Below are 18,841 nucleotides of genomic sequence, written 5' to 3' on the forward strand. Positions count from 1 at the left end.
GGGATCAGCTCCTGGCAGAATTCAAAACGGTGAGGTGCTCGATGAAACGGTGGCGCTGCGGATTGTCGGCCATCTCGGCCCAAGTTTGGGCGACGCCGCCGACCAGCCGCGCGAGCTTTTCAGGATCGAACGGTGCCACGCCGCCGGTTGCGGCCAAGGCTTCGTCGACAATCTCGGGCTGGCAGGCCAGGATCAGATCACAGCCGGCGTCGTAATGCGCCTCGATGCGCGCGGCGATGCCGCCCTCGCCCTCGCCGCCCGCCATGCTGATGTCGTCGCTGAACACTGTGCCGCGGAAACCGAGCTCGCCGCGCAGGATATCGGTGATCCAGACGCGCGAATAGCCCGCGGGCTTGGCGTCGATCTGCGGATAGACGACGTGCGCCATCATCACCGCCTCGGCGCCGGCGACGATGGCGTCGGCGAACGGTACGAGATCTTCGGCACGGATCGTCTCAAGCGCGCGCTCATCGACGGCGCGGTCGACATGCGTGTCTTCGAGCACCGAACCGTGCCCCGGGAAATGCTTCAGCGTCGCCGCCATGCCGCCCAGGCGCATGCCGCGCTGATAAGCCAGCCCGAGTTCGGACACGACCTCCGGCCGTGCATCGAACGCGCGTGTGCCGATCGCGCGGTTGCCGCGGCCGAGATCGAGCACGGGCGCGAAGCTCAAATCGACACCGGTCGCGCGCATCTCGGTTGCCATCAGCCAGGCGTGTTCCTCGGCGCGTGCGAGCGCATGCCGCGGATCGGTGGCGTACAAGGTGCCGATCTGCGCAAGTGCTGGTAGCTCGGTGAAGCCTTCGCGGAAACGCTGCACGCGGCCACCTTCCTGATCGACACAGACGAGGAACTCGTCGCCGCGCACGGTGCGAATGCCGTCGATCAGCGTCATCACCTGCTCGCGCGAAACGAAATTGCGCTTGAACAGGATCACCCCGCTGACCTGCGGCGCGCCGAGCTGCTCGCGCTCGGCTGCGGTGAGTTCGAGTCCGGCCAGGCCGATGATCAGCACGTCTATTCTCCGGCGCGTTCGCGCTCATTCCAGCGCGAATACGGATGCTGCAGCAGATTCAGATTGTAATAACGCAGATGCTGGGTAACTTCGTGCCCGAGCCACGCGGGTCGGTCGATCGTCTGATCGGCAGACTGCAGCTCGACCTCGGCGACGATCAGCCCGGCGTTGTCGCCAAGAAACTCATCGACCTCGAAGATCAGGCCCACGTGCGGCACATAGTGGCGGACTTTTTCGACGACGCCGTTACAGAAGTCGCGCAGCATGCGTTCGGCATCGTCGACCGGAATCGGGTAATCGTATTCCTGCCGCGCCACGCCGAGCGTCGCCGACTTGATATTCAGCCAAGCCTGGTCGCCGCCCACACGCACACGCATCGAACAGCGCGTGCCGGTCTGCGACTGCACCAGGCTCGCGTCGATCAGATAGCCCTGCACCATGCGTTGTGAACGCTCGGCCTGCGCTCGCCAAGCGTCGCTCGTCACCAGAAATTTGCGTTCGATTTCGATGCCCATGATCGTTTATCTTTCGAAGAGCGCGATGGATTCAACGTGCGCGGTGTGCGGAAACATGTCCATCACGCCTGCGCTCGTCAGCTTGAACCCGTGTTTGTCGACGAGAATACCCGCATCGCGCGCAAGCGAGGCGGGATGACAAGACACGTAAACCACACGTCGCGTCGACTTGCGCGGCAGATAATCGAGCACCGCGTCGGCACCCGAGCGCGGCGGATCGAGCAGCACCAGCTCGTAGTCGGCCTTGGCCCAGGCCGTGGCACGCTGATCGGCGGCGAGATCGGCACTGTGGAAAGTCGCATTGGCAATGCCGTTCTTCGTCGCGTTGTCGCGCGCGCGCTGGACGAGGCCGGCCTCGCCTTCCACGCCGACCACCTGCGCCGCGCGCCGCGCCAGCGGCAAGGTGAAATTGCCGAGGCCGCAGAACAGGTCGAGCACGCGGTCGGACGGCTGCGGATCGAGCAGCGCTAACGCGTGGTCGATCATGCGCCGATTCATGCCGCCGTTGACCTGGATAAAGTCGAGCGGGCGGAAATCGAGCGTCACGTCATACGCCGGCAACTCGAAATTCAATTGCGCGCCCGCCGGCCACAGCGGCGCGACGCTGTCGATGCCGCCGGGCTGGAGGAAGATCGCGAGGTCATTGGCTTGCCCAAACCTGGTCAAAGCCTGCGTGTCTGCATCCGACAAGGGCTGCAGATGACGGAATACGAGCGCGACTAGATTGTCGCCCGCAGCGATTTCGATCTGTGGAATCTCGCGCTTGCCTTCGAGCGATTCGAGCATCGCCGTGATCGCGGCGATGCGCTCGCCGACCGCGGGAAGCAGCACCTCACAACGCTCGATATCGGCGACGTAACGGCCGTTGGTTTCGCGAAAACCGACGAGCATGCGCCCCTTCTTCTCGACGAATTTCGCGCTCAGGCGTGCCTTGCGCCGGTAACCCCAGGGGGAATCGGTCAGCGCAGGAAGGATCGCCGACGGCTGGACCTTGCCGATGCGCTCGAAATTCTCCAGCAGCAAACGTTGCTTGGCGGCGATCTGCGCCGCCGGATCGAGATGCTGCAACGCGCAGCCGCCGCAGACGCCGAAGTGCTTGCACCGCGGTGCGACGCGATCGGGCGATACGCGCAGCACTTCCTCGACTGCCGCCTCGTCGTAGTGCCGGTGTTTGCGCACATCGCGCAGACGCACGCGCTCACCGGCGAGTGCGCCGGCGACGAACACCGCCTTGCCGGAGATATGCGCCACGCCGCGCCCGTCGTGGGTGAGATCGGTGATGTCGGCTTCGATCAAAGTCATATGAACACGCGAAAATTGGCCGCCTATGATACCAGCCCGGCCAGGATCGCCGCCCTTGCGCGCTGCTATAGTCATGGCATGACCAAGCACCGTCCGCCGCGCATTCTGGTCGCCGACGACGACCCGGTCAGCATGCAGTTTCTCGTGACCGCGCTGGGCGAACTCGGCTGCGCCGCCACTGGAGTGGCCAGCGGCAAGGCGGCACTCGCGGCCTGCGCGCAAACGACCCTCGATTTGCTGTTGCTCGATCGGCGCATGCCGGACCTCGGCGGCGCGACGCTGCTGCGCGAACTACGCCGCAGCGGCTGCAGCGCACCGGCGATCGCCACGAGCGCCGAACTCGATGCACCCACCCGTGCGCAACTGGCCGCCGCCGGATATGTCGATGCAGCGACCAAGCCGATCGGCGTGGAGCAACTCGCCGCACTGCTGGGCTCGCATCTGCCGCAATGGTTCAAGCCGCAACGCAACTCCACAGCGGACGCGCCGACGGGCACCTTCACTAGCGCAGCCCAATCCGCATTGCTCGAAGACGATGCAGCGCTCGCCAGCGTCGGCGGCGACCGCCAGACTTTGCAGGCATTACGCGGTCTTTTTTCGCAGGAACTCGAAACCATGTCGCCGCGCATCGCTACGTTGCCCGCGGACGAACTCGGCGAATGGCTGCACCGCCTGCGCGCTTCGTGCCGCTACTGCGGCACCACGCGCCTGCTCGAAGCGGCGGAACGACTGGAGTGCGAACTGAAACGATCACGCGGTGCGGCACGCGACGAATTGCTGACAGCGGTATCCGCCACAGTTGCGGCCCTGCAGGACGGCTGATTTTCCGCGAGCAAATCTACGCGAGCATGCTCCAGGAACGGAGCTCGCCATCGATATGCGTCGCGATCACGGCGCGCATCAAGCGTCGCAGCGAGGACAGATGTTCCGCGGCAGGCATTTCGTCGCGCGCGAGTGCAAGCAGCGCCGCGCCGCGCAGGCGCACGCCGTCGCGCGCGTCGCGCCACGGCGCCGGGCCGTGTTCATGGCGATAGGCATAGTCGCGTTCGGGGTCGAGCGGCGCGCCGGCATCGCCATCGACATCGAGCACGAGCGCGTAACCGAGATGGGCGAGCAGGTCGCGCTCGAAACGACGCAGCGTCCATGCCTGCGCTTCGCCGTACGCGAGCCGCGCGAGGGTTTCGGCGTAATCGGCGAATAACTGCGGGTGCGGATCCTGGCGCGGAGTGATGCGCAGCACGAGCTCGTTGAGATAGAGCGCACAAAGCAACGCGTCACCGTCGAGATCGAAGCCGGACGCCGCTGCCTCGACCTGGGTCAACGTGGCCAGTTCGCCACGTCCGTTCCAGCCGACCCGGACTGGAATCAGCGGCTGCAGCAGCGCCCGCGGCGTGCGCGTGCGCTCACGCCGCACGCCGCGCGCGATTAGACCGACGCGGCCATGATCTCGAGTCAGGCATTCGAGCAGCAGCGAGGTCTCGCGGTAGGCGCGCGCATGCAGGACAAATGCTGGTTGTTGTTCTATGCGCATGATGCAGTCAACGTGTTTGCTTCCCCCGGCGCGACAAGGAAATCAAAAGCATGCTGCAGCGTTATTCGCCGTAGCCGAAGCGCTGCAACGCCGCCTCGTCGTCGGACCAGTTTTCGCGCACCTTGACCCAGAGCTTGAGATGCACGCGGCGGCCGAACAATCGGTTCATCGCCAGGCGCGCGGCACTGCCGATCGCCTTGAGTTGCTCGCCGCCCTTGCCGATGACGATCGCCTTTTGGCCCTCGCGTTCGACCCAGATCGCGGCGTGGATTTCGCTCATGCCGCCCTCGTTGTCGGCGAAGCTTTCGATCTCCACCGTCGCCGAATACGGCAATTCCTGACCCAGGCGCAACATCAGCTGCTCGCGGATCAACTCGGCGGCGAGAAAACGCTCGCTGCGATCGGTGAACTCGTCTTCGCCGAACTGCGCCGGCCCCACCGGCAAACGCTCGATGATCGCGCGCTCGAGTGTGTCGACACCATCGCGCCGTCGCGCCGAGATCAAGAACACGCCCGCATAGAAACCGTCGCTGCCGACCTTCTGCAGAAACGGCAGCAGTTGCTTCTTGTCTTTCTGTGCATCGACCTTGTTGAGCACGAGCAGGCGCGGGTGCGGTGAATCCGACAACACGTTGCGCACGAGCTGATCTCCTTCAGTCCAGCGCCCCGCTTCGATCAAATGCATGCAGACATCAGCCTCGGCGGCGGCGTTGCGCGCGGCACGATTGAGCTGGCGGTTGATCGCGCGCGCGCCGCCCGCGTGCAGGCCCGGCGTATCGAGTAGCAGGATCTGGCCCTGCGGCTTGGTGACGATACCGAGAATGCGGTGGCGCGTCGTCTGCGGCTTGGGGCCGACAATGGCCAGGCGCACCCCGACCAACGCGTTGACCAGCGTGGACTTGCCGACATTGGGCCGGCCGACGATCGCGGCAGTACCGCAACGGAATTCTTCCGGATGAGACGAACTGGAAGTCATGGGTTACTCAAAATCTTTGGCTCTCGCGTCCCGGGAGCCTGGAGTTGGGCCAACGCAGTCGCCGCCGCGGCCTGCTCGGCCGCGCGGCGACTGCTGCCACGACCTTCGGCGCGCAGGCTGCGCGAGTCGATGCGGCACTCGACGTCGAACACGCGCGCATGATCGGCACCGCTCGTCGCTATCAGATCGTACGCAGGCAGTGGCTCACCGCGCGATTGCAGCCATTCCTGCAGGCGCGTCTTCGCATCTTTGTCGTCCGTTGTCGCCGCGGCAGCAAGTCGCGGCGCGACGAGGGCGCGCACAAATTCACGGCAGGCAGTCCAGCCGCCGTCGAGATGAACGGCAGCGACGAGCGCTTCGAACGCGTCGGCCAAGATCGAATCGCGACGGAATCCTCCGCTCTTCAGCTCGCCGGGGCCCAGGTGCAACGCATCACCGAGGTCGAGATCGCGCGCGATCGCGGCGAGGGCCGGCTCGCTGACGAGGCGCGCACGCAGGCGCGTCAACTCGCCTTCGTCCGCCTTGGGGAATTCCTCGAAAAGAAGTTCGGCAACGATCACGTTGACCAGTGCGTCGCCGAAGAACTCCAGCCGCTCGTTGTTGCCCGCACCAGCGCTGCGGTGAGTCAGCGCGCGTTCGCGCAAGGCAGTGTCGGAAAAGTTGTAGGCGATATGGAGCAATCAATATCTCGTGTTGATCCCACCCAGGTTTTCCGAATGCTCGAAATGCACGAGTAGAGAGACGTTGTACAAGAACGGGATTTGCTTGTCGTAAACGACTTGAAGGATACGCGCACCGCCCTGCGTATTGAGCTTGATCGCATTGGGCGGCACGGTCTTGTCGCCGACATATTGCATGTGCATGGCAAAGTCGAGCTTGGCGCGGATCTGCTCGATTGGCATGTTCTCAATGCCCGCCTCCTCTGTGATTCCCTTCATCGCCTTGACCACGCCAAAATACTCGCTGTACGTCGGAATCAGCAGCATCGCCGCATAGGCAAAGAAGCCGACGACGGCGAGCAAGATCAGGAATCCGATGATGCTGAGACCTTGTTGTCGATTGCGCACTCGCATGACCCGCCCCCACGTTGAGGAAAACCGAATTCTCGCCGAAGCGGTTACTTTATCAGCGTACCGAGCCGCTTGAAATCAATGCCGCCGTCCCAGTTCATCCAGATCACGAAGGCGCGACCAACCAGATTCTGCTCCGGCACGAAACCCCAGTAGCGGCTGTCCTCACTGTTGTCGCGGTTGTCGCCCATCGCGAAATACTGGCCGTCGGGCACCACCCATTCGCCTTCGCGACCCTGCGAGAAACCGCGGTCGGCGGGCGCGTTCAGGATCTGGTGCTCCACTCCCGGCAGCATCTCCTCGCGCACCGAGGCGCCCGCCATACGCTGGCCTTCGCCGCCGGATCCGACGTACGGGCCCGTGTAGGTGTTCGGAATTTCCTTGCCGTTGACGTAAAGCGTCTTGTTGCGATACGTGATCGTGTCGCCCGGCAGCCCGATCACACGCTTGATGTAGTTCATTTTCGGTACCGGCACGAGCGATTCGCCATGGTCGCAGGGCCGCCCGCTGCGCATTTCCTTGCCGTCGCGCGTACAGCTGTACCCCGGATAGATGAACACGAACACGTCGCCGCGCTTCGGTTCGCCTGTGGCGAGAAACTTCGTGTTGAGCACCGGCACGCGCAGGCCGTAGGTGAACTTGTTGACGAGGATGAAGTCGCCCACCAGCAACGTCGGCATCATCGAGCCCGACGGAATCTTGAACGGCTCGGCGATGAATGAGCGGAATCCGAGCACGATCAGGATCACCGGGAAGAAGGAGCGCGCGTACTCCACGATCGCCGGTTCGCGCATCGCCTCGGCCATGCGTTGTTCACGCTCCTCTTTGCTGCCGCCGACCGCGCCCAGCGCCTGCGCGCGCGCGACGCGTCCCTTCTTCAGGAACAGCACGTCGAACAGCCAGACCACGCCAGTAGCGGCGGTGAGGATGACCAAGAGCAAGGCGAAATCAAAGTCCATCGGAAGTCCTTCAACTTTCAGATTTCGTCATTTCGATGCCTCTCTAACAACCCAAGGGTTGATCAAGCCGGAATGACGAGCAAAAACTACTTGTCCATCTGCAATACGGCCAAAAACGCTTCCTGCGGAATGTCCACGTTGCCGACCTGCTTCATGCGCTTCTTGCCTTCCTTCTGCTTCTCGAGCAGCTTGCGCTTGCGCGTGGCGTCACCGCCGTAGCATTTGGCGAGCACGTTCTTGCGCAGCGCTTTCACGCTCGAGCGCGCGATGATCTGCGCACCAATCGCCGCCTGGATGGCGACGTCGAACTGCTGACGCGGGATCAGTTCCTTCATCTTCTCGACCAGTTCGCGGCCACGGCGATCAGCGTTCGAGCGATGCAGAATCAGGCTCAGCGCATCGACACGGTCGCCATTGACGAGCACGTCGACGCGCACGAGCGGCGCCGCCTGGAAACGCTCGAGATGGTATTCCATCGACGCATAGCCGCGCGAGACCGACTTGAGCTTGTCGAAGAAATCGAGCACGACCTCGGCCAGCGGCAGTTCGTAGCTGATCTGCACCTGGCTGGCCATGTAATTGATCGAGCGCTGCACGCCGCGCTTTTCCTCGCACAGCTTGATGACACTGCCGATGTGTTCCGGCGGCGTAAGGATGTTGGCGACGATGATCGGCTCGCGGATCTCCTCGATGTAGTTCACCGCCGGCATCTTGGCCGGATTGTCGAGCGGCGCAACCGTGCCGTCGGTGCGCAGGATCTCGTAGACCACGGTCGGCGCGGTGGTAATCAGGTTGAGATCGTATTCGCGTTCGAGCCGTTCCTGGATGATCTCCATGTGCAGCAGCCCGAGGAAGCCGCAGCGGAAGCCGAAGCCCATCGCCTCGGACGACTCCGGCTCGAACACGAGCGCGGCATCGTTGAGCTTCAATTTCTCCAACGCCTCGCGCAGCGCCGGGTAGTCGTCGGCGGAGACCGGGAACAGGCCGGCGAACACGCGCGGCTGCATCTGCTGGAATCCCGGCAGCGGCTTTTCCGCGGGCTTGTTCGCGAGGGTGAGCGTGTCGCCGACCGGCGCGCCATGCACATCCTTGATCGACGCAGTGACCCAACCGACCTCGCCCGCTCGCAGCGCATCCTTCGCCAAGCGCTTCGGCGTGAACACGCCGACCGAATCGACCTCATGGGCACGTCCGGTCGACATCACGAGCAGTTTGTCGCGCGGCTTGATCTCGCCCTGCATTACGCGCACGAGCGAGACGACGCCGAGGTAGTTATCGAACCAGGAATCGATGATCAGCGCCTGCAGGCGATCGGTGTCGCGCGGCTTCGGCGGCGGAATGCGCGCTACGATGGCCTCGAGCACCTCGACGACGTTGAGGCCTGTCTTGGCGCTGATCGCGACCGCGTCGGTAGCGTCGATGCCGATTACGGCTTCGATCTCTTCTTTGACCTTGTCGATATCGGCGGTCGGCAGATCGATCTTGTTGAGCACCGGTACGACTTCGAGACCGAGCTCGACCGCGGTGTAGCAGTTCGCGACCGACTGCGCCTCGACGCCCTGCGCCGCATCGACGACGAGCAGAGCGCCCTCGCAAGCCGAAAGCGAGCGGCTGACTTCGTAGCTGAAATCGACGTGGCCCGGCGTGTCGATGAAGTTGAACTGATAGGTCTTACCGTCGCGCGCGGTGTACGGCAACGAGACGGACTGCGCCTTGATCGTGATGCCGCGTTCGCGCTCGATCGGGTTCGAATCGAGCACCTGCGCTTCCATCTCGCGAGCTTCGAGGCCGCCGCAAAGCTGGATGATGCGGTCGGCAAGCGTCGACTTGCCGTGGTCAACGTGGGCGATGATGGAGAAGTTGCGGATTAGTTCCATGCGATATCAATAAACGAACCGGCGCGAAGGCGCGCCGGTTAATTCATCATTATCGCACGAAGGTCGGCCAATTGCCCGGCTGCCAAACAGAAAAAGGGCCGCGAGCGGCCCTTTTTCGCGTGCCTCGCGCCGAAGTATTGCTATCGTCGCGCCGATATTGAGCTGCCACAGGCAGCTCGAACGGCGCGGCAGTTAATCCGGCGCGCCGGATTAACCTTTCTTCGGCACGGTCAACGTCACAAACTGCGCCGCCTCACCACGCTTGACCAGCAGCATGACGGAATCGCCCGGCTTGACGTCCTTGACCGCGCCCTGGAATTCTGCGGCGCTCTTGACGTAGGCACGCCCGACCTTGAGCACGACGTCGCCGCGCTGCAGGCCGCCGCGCTGGGCGACCGGGCCGGCCTGCGCGATCACCACGCCGTTCTGGTCCTTGAGACCGAGCGTCTTGCGGTCGTCCGTGGAAATGTCCTCGACCGCGATGCCGAGCGCATTGCTGTGCGGCTTGGCGCTGCTGTCGAGCGTCGCCAGCTTGGCACCCTTCTCGCCGGGCAGTTCGCCGACGACCACCGGCACATCGATCGTTTTGCCGTCGCGGAACACCTTCAGGCTGGCCGTCGCGCCGGGCTTGGTGTTGCCGACCAGCAGTGGCAGGTCGGATGACGAGCCGATGTCATGTCCGTTGTAGGCGACGATCACGTCACCGGGCTGGACGCCAGCCTTGTCCGCGCCGCTGCCCGGCGTCACCTGACCCACCAGGGCACCGCCCACCTGCGTCAGGCCCAGGCTCTTCACGTTGTCGCTCGTGACGTCTTGGATGCCCACGCCGAGCATGCCGCGCGACACCTTACCCGTGGTCTTGAGCTGCTCGACCGTGTTCATCGCCATGTTGATCGGCACGGCGAACGACACGCCCATGTAGCCGCCCGAGTTCGAGTAGATCTGCGAATTGATGCCGACGACTTGCCCATCGAGGTTGAACAGCGGTCCGCCCGAATTGCCCGGATTGATCGGCACGTCGGTCTGGATGAACGGCACGTACTGCTCGCCCGGGGCGCGGCCGCCGCGGCCGACGTAGCTGACCACGCCGTGCGTCACCGTGTGATCGAAATTGAACGGTGAGCCGATCGCGACCACCCACTGCCCGGCCTTGAGCTTGGACGAGTCGCCGATGTTGACTACCGGCAGGCCGGTGGCGTTGACCTTGAGCAGGGCGACATCGGAGGTCTTGTCCTTGCCGATCACCTTGGCCTCGAGTTCGCGGCGATCGGACAGACGCACCGTCACCTTCTCGGCGCCGTCGACCACATGGTTGTTGGTCAGGATGTAGCCGTCGGCCGAGATGATGAAACCCGAACCCGCCGACCTTGCAAAACCGTGCGGCTGGCCGCCGTTCGGACCGTTCGGGCCGAAGAAACGACGCAGGAAATCCTGCATGCCCGGCGGCATGTTCTGCTGCGGGCCGCCGTCGTCGTCCTGGTCGTCGGCATCGTCGCCCTTCTGCGCGGCGCCGTCGCCCTGGGTCGCGGTGATATTGACGACCGAAGGGCCGTTCTTTTCGACGAGTTGGGTGAAGTCCGGCAAATCGGCGTGCGCCGATGAAGTGAGGACAAACAGCGCGGCGAAAGCGCCGATTCCATATACTTTGCTCATATTTATACCTTTATACAAATTCGGACGAATGAAAACCGCAATCATTTCCACGAGCGAGGGCTTGGAACGGCAAACGCCCGTCCGGGTTCCAGCCGAACGGGCGTTGCGCGGGTGCTGGTCAGCCGATGTTAAGACGAGCCATTCCTTTGCGCTTACTGCTGTGTGCGGGCGGCTGCCTGTGCGGGGTCCTGCGGCGGCAGACGCTGGGCACGCAACAAGTAGGACATCTTGCCGATCTCTATGCGCTGCTCAGGAACCAATTCGCTGCCACTCGGCAGATAGTAGTTTGGCAACACCTTCTCGAAACTCGCCGGCTGCACCGCAGCGTAGTTGAACAGCGGCGAGCTTGAGTTCGGCAGCGTCTGCGCCAGCGGCAGATAAGGCTGCAGCGATGAACGCGACGACATCTGCTCGGCGACCGCAACCGCGGGTGTGCCGGCCTGTTCGACCGGTCGCGACACGGTGAGCGCGACTACGGCAACAACGGCAGCGATCGTGCCGCCCCCGACCCAGCGTAGCGCGCCCAGACCGATGCGCCGCGACGGGCCGACAGCCGTCAACGCGACATCCGCGTCGAGCCGTCCGATCACGCTATCGGCGAAATCCGCCGGCAGCGCGACTGCCACGTATTCGCGCTTCAGGCTCGCGCTGACGATGTGATAGTTCGACCAACGCCTGGCTAGATCGGACTGCGCCTCGACGCCGCGCAGCAGAAAGCGCACCTGATCACGCGCCAACTCGCCGTCCATCAGTGCGGACAATTGTTCGCCGAGCGAATCGGCCATGGCTTGATTGGGTTTCATTGGATGGGAAAGAAGATGTTCACTCATGTTCGGTACCTGTGCCCTGCCCCAGCAACGGTCGCAACTTTGCATCGATCGCATCGCGGGCGCGGAAGATGCGCGAACGGACTGTGCCGATCGGGCAATTCATCCTTTCCGCGATTTCCTCATAGCTCAAACCATCCACCTCGCGCAGCGTAATTGCAGTTTTCAGTTCTTCCGGTAGCTGTTCGACCGTATCGAAGACCGTTTGTTCAATTTCCTGGCGCAAAAGTTCGTGTTCGGGCGTGGCACGGTCCTTGAGCCAGGCACCGCCGTCGAGCAGCATGGCATCGTCGACCGCGATATCGTCTTTCGGCGGGCGCCGTCCCTGCGAAACCAGATGGTTCTTCGCCGTGTTGATCGCGATCTTGTAGATCCACGTGTAGAACTGGGCGTCGCCGCGAAAGTTTCCGATCGCGCGATAGGCGCGGATGAAGGCTTCCTGGGCCACGTCCTGGCATTCGCTCCAGTCAGAGACGTAACGCGAGATCACGCTGACGATCTTGTGCTGATACTTGCGGATCAGCAGATCGAAAGCGCGCTTGTCTCCTTTCTGTACACGTTCGACCAACTCGCGGTCGGTGTCCGCCTCACCCATCCGGGCCATACTCCGTTTGAATTCGACCCGGTTGAGCATGACGAAGCTAGACCGGGACAGGCAATTAAAGTTCCATCGTTCGCGGACAGGATCGACGAACCCGCCGTTCCTTCCGCCGGGTAACGGCAGCGGCAACCCTCCGCTCCGTTGACCCGGGCCATCCCCAGCGCCGATTATAGCCGCCCCACCCCGCTGCAACCGGAATCGCCATGTTCGAAGGTCTGCGCTTTGCCCACTGGAAACCCGACCTCGGCGCCGACGGCATCCTCGTACTCACCTTCGACCGCGCCGACGCGCCAGTGAACGCCTTCAACCGCGCGGCGATGGACGAACTGGCGCAGATCGCCGAACGCCTGGCCATCGAGCCGCCGAAGGGTCTGGTAATCCGCTCGGGCAAGCCCGACACCTTCATCGCGGGCGCCGACATCACCGAGTTCGAAAAGTACGAGAAGGAAGGCCGTGTCCTCGCCAGCATCGAGAATGGCCAGCGCGTATTCCAGAGCATTGCGCGGCTGCGCTGCCCGACCGTGGCGGCGATCCACGGCGCCTGCATGGGCGGTGGCTTCGAACTGTCGCTGGCCTGCCGCTACCGCGTAGCCACGCGCGATCCGAAAACCCGGCTGGCGTTTCCCGAAGTCATGCTCGGCATCATTCCCGGCTGGGGCGGGACGGCGCGCCTGCCGCGGCTGATCGGCGCGCCCGAAGCGCTGCCGTTGATGCTGACCGGCAAGTCGTTGTCGGCCGAAGCGGCGCGCGCGCTCGGCGTGGTCGACAAGCTGACCTCGCCGGAACTGCTCGTCGCCGAAGCCAAGGAATTGATCGCGCATCCGCATCCGCGGCCATTCGTGCAACGTGTGACCGCGTGGGCGACGAACCTGTGGCCGGTGCGTCAGGTGCTCGCACCGATCGTCGCCAAACAGACCGCGGCCAAGGCGAATCCTTCGCACTATCCCGCGCCGTTCGCGCTGATCGAGGTATGGCGGCGTGGCGGATCGAGCATCTCCCAGCGCCTCAAGCTCGAAGCGCGCGCGGTCGCCAAGCTCGCGGTGACGCCGACCTGCCGCAACCTCGTCCGCGTCTATTTCCTGCAGGAGCGGCTGAAGAAGCTCGGCAGCGGCGATTCGGGCATCAGCAAGGTTCATGTCGTCGGCGCCGGCGTGATGGGCGGCGACATCGCCGCGTGGTGCGCGCTGCGCGGCTTCGATGTGACGCTGCAGGATCGCGAGATGAAATACATCCAGCCCGCGCTCGATCGCGCACAGGACCTGTTCGCCAAACGCCTGAAAACACCCGAGGCGATCGCGCCGGCCGCGGCGCGACTCAAGGCCGACGTCGACGGCAACGGAATCGCGGGCGCCGATCTGGTCATCGAGGCGATTTTCGAGAATCTGCAGGTCAAAGAAGACCTGTATCGCAAGACCGAACCGGCGATGAAGGCCGATGCCCTGCTCGCGACCAATACTTCGAGCATCCCGCTCGACGAGTTGCGCCGGGCAGTCAATGCGCAAGGCCGCTTCCTCGGCCTGCACTATTTCAACCCGGTCGCGCAGATGCCGCTGGTCGAGATCGTACGCCAGGACCAGCTCGACGCGGCTAACGAAGCGCGCGCCTTCGCGTTCTGCAAGAAGATCGACAAGCTGCCCGTGCCGGTCAAGGGCACGCCAGGCTTCCTCGTCAACCGGATTCTGTTTCCGTACCTGCTCGAAGCGCTGCGTATGTTCAAGGAAGGCATTCCCGGCCCGGTGCTCGACAAGGCGGCGAAGAAGTTCGGCATGCCGATGGGGCCGATCGAACTGGCCGACACGGTCGGGCTCGATGTCTGTGTCTCGGTCGGCAAGGAAGTCGGCGACTTCCTCCACCTCGACATTCCCGACGGTCTCGGCAGCTACCTCGATGACGGCAAGAAGGGCAAGAAAACCGGCGAAGGCCTGTATAAGTGGGAGAACGGCAAACCGGTCAAGCCCGAGGTCGACCCGAACTACAAGGCGCCGGACGACATCACCGAGCGCATGATCCTGCCGCTGCTCAACGAATCGGTCGCCTGCTTGCACGACGGCGTCACCGACGACGCCGATCTGCTCGACGCCGGCGTGATCTTCGGCACCGGCTTCGCCCCGTTCCGCGGCGGCCCGATCCAGCACATCAAGAGCGAAGGCGCGGACAAGATCAAGGCGCAACTCGACGCGCTGGCCGAGAAGTACGGAGCACGCTTCGTGCCGAAGCCAGGCTGGGACAGCCCGGCTCTGCGCGGTTGAGCTAAGGCGTGCAGGCCGACGGCGAACCCGTCAGCCGAACCAGAGTTTGCTGATCCGCCGTCCACGTGCCACTGAGAGGCGATTGCAGTATGAGGTTCGTGGACAGTTTGCCGCTGCTTGCGTCGGTGTAATTGATCGACATCGTGCCCAATGGCTGCGCCGTGACCTTGAGGTAGTCGCAGACGGGACAGAACCCGTTGCTCTGGGTCAACGTCATTGCATTCGACGGCGCGAACGGCTGCGCGGTGCCGACTCCCCAACGTGCAATGCCTAGCGCGTCGTAGAAATAGAACGCGGTGAACAACTGATCCGGGAGTGCCAGCGCATCGAGGCCGTAGCCCGACTGTGTCGGCACATACCAAGCGCCGTTGAAATTCGTCGGGACGCCATTGAAGTTCGGGCAGGCGCCAGTGCCGAGCCGGGTAAAACGTTCGCTCCCGGCCTGGCCGTCGAGGCGCCAGGAAAACATCATGTCGCTATCGCTGATCCGGGTCAGGCTCACGCCGCCAACCGGCGTCGCGGAATTGACTTTGGCCCCGCTCCAGGTGACGCGCATCAATGGCGCGTTCCAGATCGCTCCCGCCGGACTCGGCAGCAGCGCCTGCGCGGAGTACCAGGTCGGCGTGCCGTCCTCGAGGTAGGTGTACCAATTCAGCAACTGCTGATCGCCGCCCTGGCTCAGAAACAGACCGTGTCCTGAGCGCTTCGGGTTGTAGTAGGCGCCGGGTGCAATCCCCACAGTCGCCGCTCCGGAATACGTCAGTTGCGGATTCAGATGGAACCCCGCCGCCGACGCGGTCTGCGCGGTGACGTACCAGCGTCCAGGCGTCACCGGAATCGTCACGGTACTCGATGCCGCCGGCGGCGCCAGGCTCCACGACGCCGCCGGGCTGCCGCTCGGAGCAGCAGCGATCTGCGCCGACGACGAAAAGTCCGGGAAGTCGGCGCGGACGAGCCCGAACGCGATCGCCCCTGTCGGATCCGGAGGCGAACTGCTGCCGTCGATCTCCAGCGTCTCCGCACCCGGCGGCACGTCGATGTACAGCGCGTGGAAGGTCTGCGCATTGGTCGCAGCGATCAGCGCATTCTGCAGCGGCAATGGCGTCGGCTGGTCGTCGTTGCCGCCGGCGTAGGTCAGCGCGAACGGAAGCACGGCAGTCGCTGCATTGACCGTGCTTGGCACGGCGCCGATAACCACGGTGCCGAAGTAGCGTTGTCCGGGCAGCATCGTCCAGTTGCTCCCCTCCTGGACCGGTGCCCACGCAATCCGCAGCGGGAAACTTGCGAGCGCCGGCACCTGACCCGGACCCGTGGCGGTAATGCTGCGTGTCGCGCTCGGTGACGGTATGACGTAGCTTCTCGACGGAAAGCCGCTGGCGAGTGAAATGGAATAGGTCGTTGCCGCGCTACCTTGCGGCACGTCGACCAAGACCCAGACATTGTTCCTGGCAACGCTGCTGCCCACGCTCGCCTGGTTCGCCGCGCGCAGATCGACGACGCAACGCGCCACGACGTTCGAGCCAGCGGTCATGCTGGCATGGCAAACCTGTTCGCTCTGTTGCGGCTGGCCATCGGCATTGCTGTCGATGCCCGCATACAACGACACCGATGGCGCGTCTGAAGCTGCGACTTCGACGATGAACACCGGCGCGTTTACACCGGCGTCGATGCCGCTGAAATTCGGGTTGTTGAAAAGTGCGAACTGTCTTCCGGTAGCATCAGGCGTCGTGTAAATCCCAGATGGATCGGGATCGACGCCGAGTTGCATCGTCATCGTGTCCGGGACGATCAACCCCATCGGCTGGTACGTAGCTTGCGGCAGCGGAACCATGCCCGACAGGTTCAGCGTCGTCGAACCGGAAGAAGCTGGCGCGTGGATGTCGGCGAACGCCGGTGCAGCACCAGGATCGGCATATACGGCCGCGGTCAACGCGAAGTCGCTGGCGTTTCGGCCGCCGGCAGTCTTGTGCAGCACGACGCGTCCACTGCCCCACGTTCCCGGCAAAGTGGGATCGCTGACGTTCACCGCGATGCCGAGAGCCTGCGACGCACCTGCTGCCAAGCTGAACTCACTCGGCGTAACGGTGATCCTCACACCCGTTGTCGCCGTCGTCGTGACCTTCCACGTGCCTCCACCCGACATGTCGGTGACGGTGCGCGTGAAACTGCATTGCTGAAAACAGTGTTCGTCCTCGATCCCCGGGCGATTGAGTTTGCGCAGATCGCCATCCGGCACCGCAAAGTCTGCGGTATTCAATGGCAGATACAAGCCGGCATTTGCCGCCAGCGCCGGTTGCACGCGGCCGCTGCCGGCGTCGGACGGCGAAGCCAGTGTCGCGCCATCCTCTTTGCGCACGCTGCCTGCGAGTGCCGAGCCGATCAACGCGGACTCGACTTGCGCCGGCGTCCAGTCGTGGTGCGCGGCAAGCACGAGTGCCGCACTGCCGGCCACGTGCGGGCTGGCCATCGAGGTGCCGGTCATCAGCGCGAGACCGTTGCCGGTGTTCGACGCCGAGAGGATGTTCGTGCCGGGCGCGGTGAGATCGGGCTTGAGCACGCCGCCGCTGAATCCGTAAGGACCGCGCGAACTTGAGGCCTCGAGTACATCGCCGAACGCCGCGTCCAGTTGCGCGGAAACGCCGGAGATCGAGCTGCGCAGCGGTGCGTACGAGTGCGCCCAGTCCTTGATGACCTGACCCTCCTGGTAGCCCAAGTGCACTGCCGGCAAGTAGTGGTCGTCCGAAACCGTGCTTTCGCCGTCGCTGGCGGCATTCGCGAGAATCATGCCGCCCGCGCCTGCGGCCATGAGGTTGAAGCCTTTCTCGACGCGTCCGTAAGTGCCGCGATCGCAGATCACGATTTCGCCGTGAAAGGTGCCCGCCGGCCAGGGGTTGCTCGATCCGTCCGGCGGTGACGGCACCGACGTTCCTTTCCCGCACAGCGCATTGCCGTGGTCGCCGGCGTAGACGACTGCGGCCGGGCCGTAGCCGGCGGTGAAGCCCTGGCCGACCAGATCGTTGAATGACGAACCGGCCCCTGTTCCCGTCGTCCCTGTAAGCGTGTTGGTCAGGCGGCGATTGTGCGAAGCGTTGGCCACGCCGATCACCCACGGCGCATTCGAAGGCTCGCTCAGCGTGTTCGCGCCGGGCCCTTCGTTGCCTGCAGCGACGGCGATCACGATGCCGGCCGCACGCGCCTGGAAAAATGCATACGCATCGCTGCTGCGATCGGCCAGCAGCGTGTACGGATCGATGGTATCGCCGCCGATCGAGTAGTTGATCACGTCGACCTTGTCCACGATCGCCTGGTCGATCGCCTTCACCAGCCACGATTCGGCGCAGGTGCCGTCGCCCTGCGAAGCATCGATCGGCTTGGCGTTGCAGGCCTTATACATGATCAGGTTCGCGTGCGGGGCGACGCCGGAGACGTTACGCGTCAAGTTCGCAGTCATGCCGTGCAGGCTGGCCGAGATCGCATTGCCCGCCGCGATCGCGGAGACATGGCTGCCATGACCCGCGACATCGATGCCATTGCTGCCTTCGTTGCTGTAGTCGTAGATGCCGATCAGCTTGCCGTTGCACGCGACCTGTCCGCTCGCGCAGAGGCCGAGATAGCCTGCACGCGGATTGGTGTGGGTGAAGCCGTCAGCGCCGGTTGCCGCGAACGAGGGATGGGTCGGGTTGATGCCCGTATCGATCACGCCGATCACCACGCCCTCGCCCTTGGTCGTCGGCCCCGCCTGTCCCGACCACAGCCCATCGGCACCGATCCATTGTGGGCCCGCGTCGGTGTGCACGTGCAGGATGCGTTCGCGGCGCACCGAGGCGACGCCAGCCAATGCTGCGATCTTGTCCGCCTCGGCGTGGGTCAACTCGAGCGCCATGCCGTTCGCTGCGTGCGTGTAGACCTGGGTCGGCACGAGCGGACGCGCAATCGCGCGACTCGCCAGATCGATTACGCGATTGCGCCCCGCATCGAGTTGCGCGAGATAAGCGGCGCTCTGCGGCGCCGTAAGCGCATCGCGCATCGCCTGTCTGCCGCCCGCCGGCACTTTGGTACCGACCGACACACGCTTCGTCGCGTTCTCGACCAACGGCGCATCGCGCAGGGCGATCAAATAGACCGCGCGGCCCTGACCCGGATCGGAAGCGGCAACGACTTGCGTGAACAGCAGCGTCACAAGGATCGCCGTGGCGAATCTCCGTTCGCGCCAAATGCGGTCAAGCATGCGTGCCTCTCCAAGCTGCGTTCTGCGCGGAGTCTAAT

The 18,841-nt window shown here is 64.0% G+C and carries 15 protein-coding genes; 2 read left to right on the forward strand and 13 right to left on the reverse strand.

Annotation, left to right across the window (positions count from 1 at the left end; all coding sequences use genetic code 11):
- Positions 1-4: 4 nt before the first annotated feature.
- Genes nagZ through rlmD form a run of 3 tightly spaced genes read right to left on the reverse strand, consistent with a single transcriptional unit; the run spans position 5 to position 2,832 of the window.
- Complete coding sequence (nagZ, locus tag F455_RS0111815; RefSeq protein WP_018973501.1) at positions 5-1,015, reverse strand: beta-N-acetylhexosaminidase; 1,011 nt, start codon at positions 1,013-1,015, stop codon at positions 5-7.
- A 2-nt stretch (positions 1,016-1,017) separates the two neighbouring features.
- Positions 1,018-1,530, reverse strand: a complete 513-nt coding sequence (locus F455_RS0111820; protein ID WP_018973502.1) for a CYTH domain-containing protein — start codon at positions 1,528-1,530, stop codon at positions 1,018-1,020.
- A gap of 6 nt (positions 1,531-1,536) precedes the next feature.
- Positions 1,537-2,832, reverse strand: coding sequence for a 23S rRNA (uracil(1939)-C(5))-methyltransferase RlmD (gene rlmD, locus F455_RS0111825; protein ID WP_018973503.1), 1,296 nt, complete (start codon positions 2,830-2,832; stop codon positions 1,537-1,539).
- Between the two features lie 78 nt (positions 2,833-2,910).
- Here rlmD and F455_RS0111830 point away from each other — a divergent pair, with 78 nt between their 5' ends.
- Positions 2,911-3,654, forward strand: a complete 744-nt coding sequence (locus F455_RS0111830; protein ID WP_169337332.1) for a response regulator — start codon at positions 2,911-2,913, stop codon at positions 3,652-3,654.
- A 16-nt stretch (positions 3,655-3,670) separates the two neighbouring features.
- Here the strand turns inward: F455_RS0111830 and recO are convergent, their stop codons facing one another.
- From recO to rpoE, 9 genes are all read right to left on the reverse strand, one after another.
- Positions 3,671-4,363, reverse strand: coding sequence for a DNA repair protein RecO (gene recO / locus F455_RS0111835; RefSeq protein WP_018973505.1), 693 nt, complete (start codon positions 4,361-4,363; stop codon positions 3,671-3,673).
- 61 nt (positions 4,364-4,424) lie between these two features.
- On the reverse strand, positions 4,425-5,339 hold the full coding sequence (gene era / locus F455_RS0111840; protein WP_018973506.1) for a GTPase Era: 915 nt from the start codon (positions 5,337-5,339) through the stop codon (positions 4,425-4,427).
- Positions 5,336-6,019: a ribonuclease III gene (gene rnc, locus F455_RS0111845; RefSeq protein ID WP_018973507.1), complete on the reverse strand. Its 684-nt coding sequence runs from the start codon at positions 6,017-6,019 to the stop codon at positions 5,336-5,338. Before rnc ends, era begins: the two co-directional genes overlap by 4 nt.
- Positions 6,020-6,361, reverse strand: a complete 342-nt coding sequence (locus tag F455_RS0111850) for a DUF4845 domain-containing protein (protein ID WP_245539984.1) — start codon at positions 6,359-6,361, stop codon at positions 6,020-6,022.
- 95 nt (positions 6,362-6,456) lie between these two features.
- The gene (gene lepB, locus F455_RS0111855; protein ID WP_018973509.1) at positions 6,457-7,368 is read right to left on the reverse strand and encodes a signal peptidase I; all 912 of its coding nucleotides are present in this window, start codon (positions 7,366-7,368) and stop codon (positions 6,457-6,459) included.
- Positions 7,369-7,454: 86 nt separating this feature from the next.
- A complete protein-coding gene (lepA, locus tag F455_RS0111860) occupies positions 7,455-9,245 on the reverse strand; it encodes a translation elongation factor 4 (protein ID WP_018973510.1) in 1,791 nt (596 codons plus the stop codon).
- A gap of 210 nt (positions 9,246-9,455) precedes the next feature.
- Positions 9,456-10,898 carry a DegQ family serine endoprotease gene (locus tag F455_RS0111865; protein WP_018973511.1) on the reverse strand — a complete coding sequence of 481 codons (1,443 nt, stop codon included), beginning with the start codon at positions 10,896-10,898 and terminating at the stop codon, positions 9,456-9,458.
- A 152-nt stretch (positions 10,899-11,050) separates the two neighbouring features.
- Positions 11,051-11,683, reverse strand: coding sequence for a sigma-E factor negative regulatory protein (locus F455_RS0111870; protein ID WP_018973512.1), 633 nt, complete (start codon positions 11,681-11,683; stop codon positions 11,051-11,053).
- A 37-nt stretch (positions 11,684-11,720) separates the two neighbouring features.
- Entirely contained in the window at positions 11,721-12,320 is a 600-nt protein-coding gene (gene rpoE / locus F455_RS0111875; protein WP_018973513.1) for an RNA polymerase sigma factor RpoE, read from the reverse strand.
- A gap of 209 nt (positions 12,321-12,529) precedes the next feature.
- Between rpoE and F455_RS0111880 the strand changes: the two genes are divergently transcribed.
- The gene (locus tag F455_RS0111880) at positions 12,530-14,575 is read left to right on the forward strand and encodes a 3-hydroxyacyl-CoA dehydrogenase NAD-binding domain-containing protein (protein WP_018973514.1); all 2,046 of its coding nucleotides are present in this window, start codon (positions 12,530-12,532) and stop codon (positions 14,573-14,575) included.
- A gap of 1 nt (position 14,576) precedes the next feature.
- Here the strand turns inward: F455_RS0111880 and F455_RS23565 are convergent, their stop codons facing one another.
- A complete protein-coding gene (locus F455_RS23565; protein ID WP_018973515.1) occupies positions 14,577-18,803 on the reverse strand; it encodes a S8 family serine peptidase in 4,227 nt (1,408 codons plus the stop codon).
- Positions 18,804-18,841 lie beyond the last annotated feature (38 nt).

The organism is Rudaea cellulosilytica DSM 22992 (assembly GCF_000378125.1).
GTDB classification, from domain to species: domain Bacteria; phylum Pseudomonadota; class Gammaproteobacteria; order Xanthomonadales; family Rhodanobacteraceae; genus Rudaea; species Rudaea cellulosilytica.

What these genes read in the sequence shown, in the direction of transcription:
- rlmD (WP_018973503.1), bottom strand. Translation starts at nt 2,832, where the DNA reads ATGACTTTGATCGAAGCCGACATCACCGATCTCACCCACGACGGGCGC.
- F455_RS0111830 (WP_169337332.1), top strand. Translation starts at nt 2,911, where the DNA reads ATGACCAAGCACCGTCCGCCGCGCATTCTGGTCGCCGACGACGACCCG.
- recO (WP_018973505.1), bottom strand. Translation starts at nt 4,363, where the DNA reads ATGCGCATAGAACAACAACCAGCATTTGTCCTGCATGCGCGCGCCTAC.
- F455_RS23565 (WP_018973515.1), bottom strand. Translation starts at nt 18,803, where the DNA reads ATGCTTGACCGCATTTGGCGCGAACGGAGATTCGCCACGGCGATCCTT.
- F455_RS0111880 (WP_018973514.1), top strand. Translation starts at nt 12,530, where the DNA reads ATGTTCGAAGGTCTGCGCTTTGCCCACTGGAAACCCGACCTCGGCGCC.
- era (WP_018973506.1), bottom strand. Translation starts at nt 5,339, where the DNA reads ATGACTTCCAGTTCGTCTCATCCGGAAGAATTCCGTTGCGGTACTGCC.
- lepA (WP_018973510.1), bottom strand. Translation starts at nt 9,245, where the DNA reads ATGGAACTAATCCGCAACTTCTCCATCATCGCCCACGTTGACCACGGC.
- rpoE (WP_018973513.1), bottom strand. Translation starts at nt 12,320, where the DNA reads ATGGGTGAGGCGGACACCGACCGCGAGTTGGTCGAACGTGTACAGAAA.
- lepB (WP_018973509.1), bottom strand. Translation starts at nt 7,368, where the DNA reads ATGGACTTTGATTTCGCCTTGCTCTTGGTCATCCTCACCGCCGCTACT.
- F455_RS0111820 (WP_018973502.1), bottom strand. Translation starts at nt 1,530, where the DNA reads ATGGGCATCGAAATCGAACGCAAATTTCTGGTGACGAGCGACGCTTGG.
- F455_RS0111865 (WP_018973511.1), bottom strand. Translation starts at nt 10,898, where the DNA reads ATGAGCAAAGTATATGGAATCGGCGCTTTCGCCGCGCTGTTTGTCCTC.
- F455_RS0111870 (WP_018973512.1), bottom strand. Translation starts at nt 11,683, where the DNA reads ATGGCCGATTCGCTCGGCGAACAATTGTCCGCACTGATGGACGGCGAG.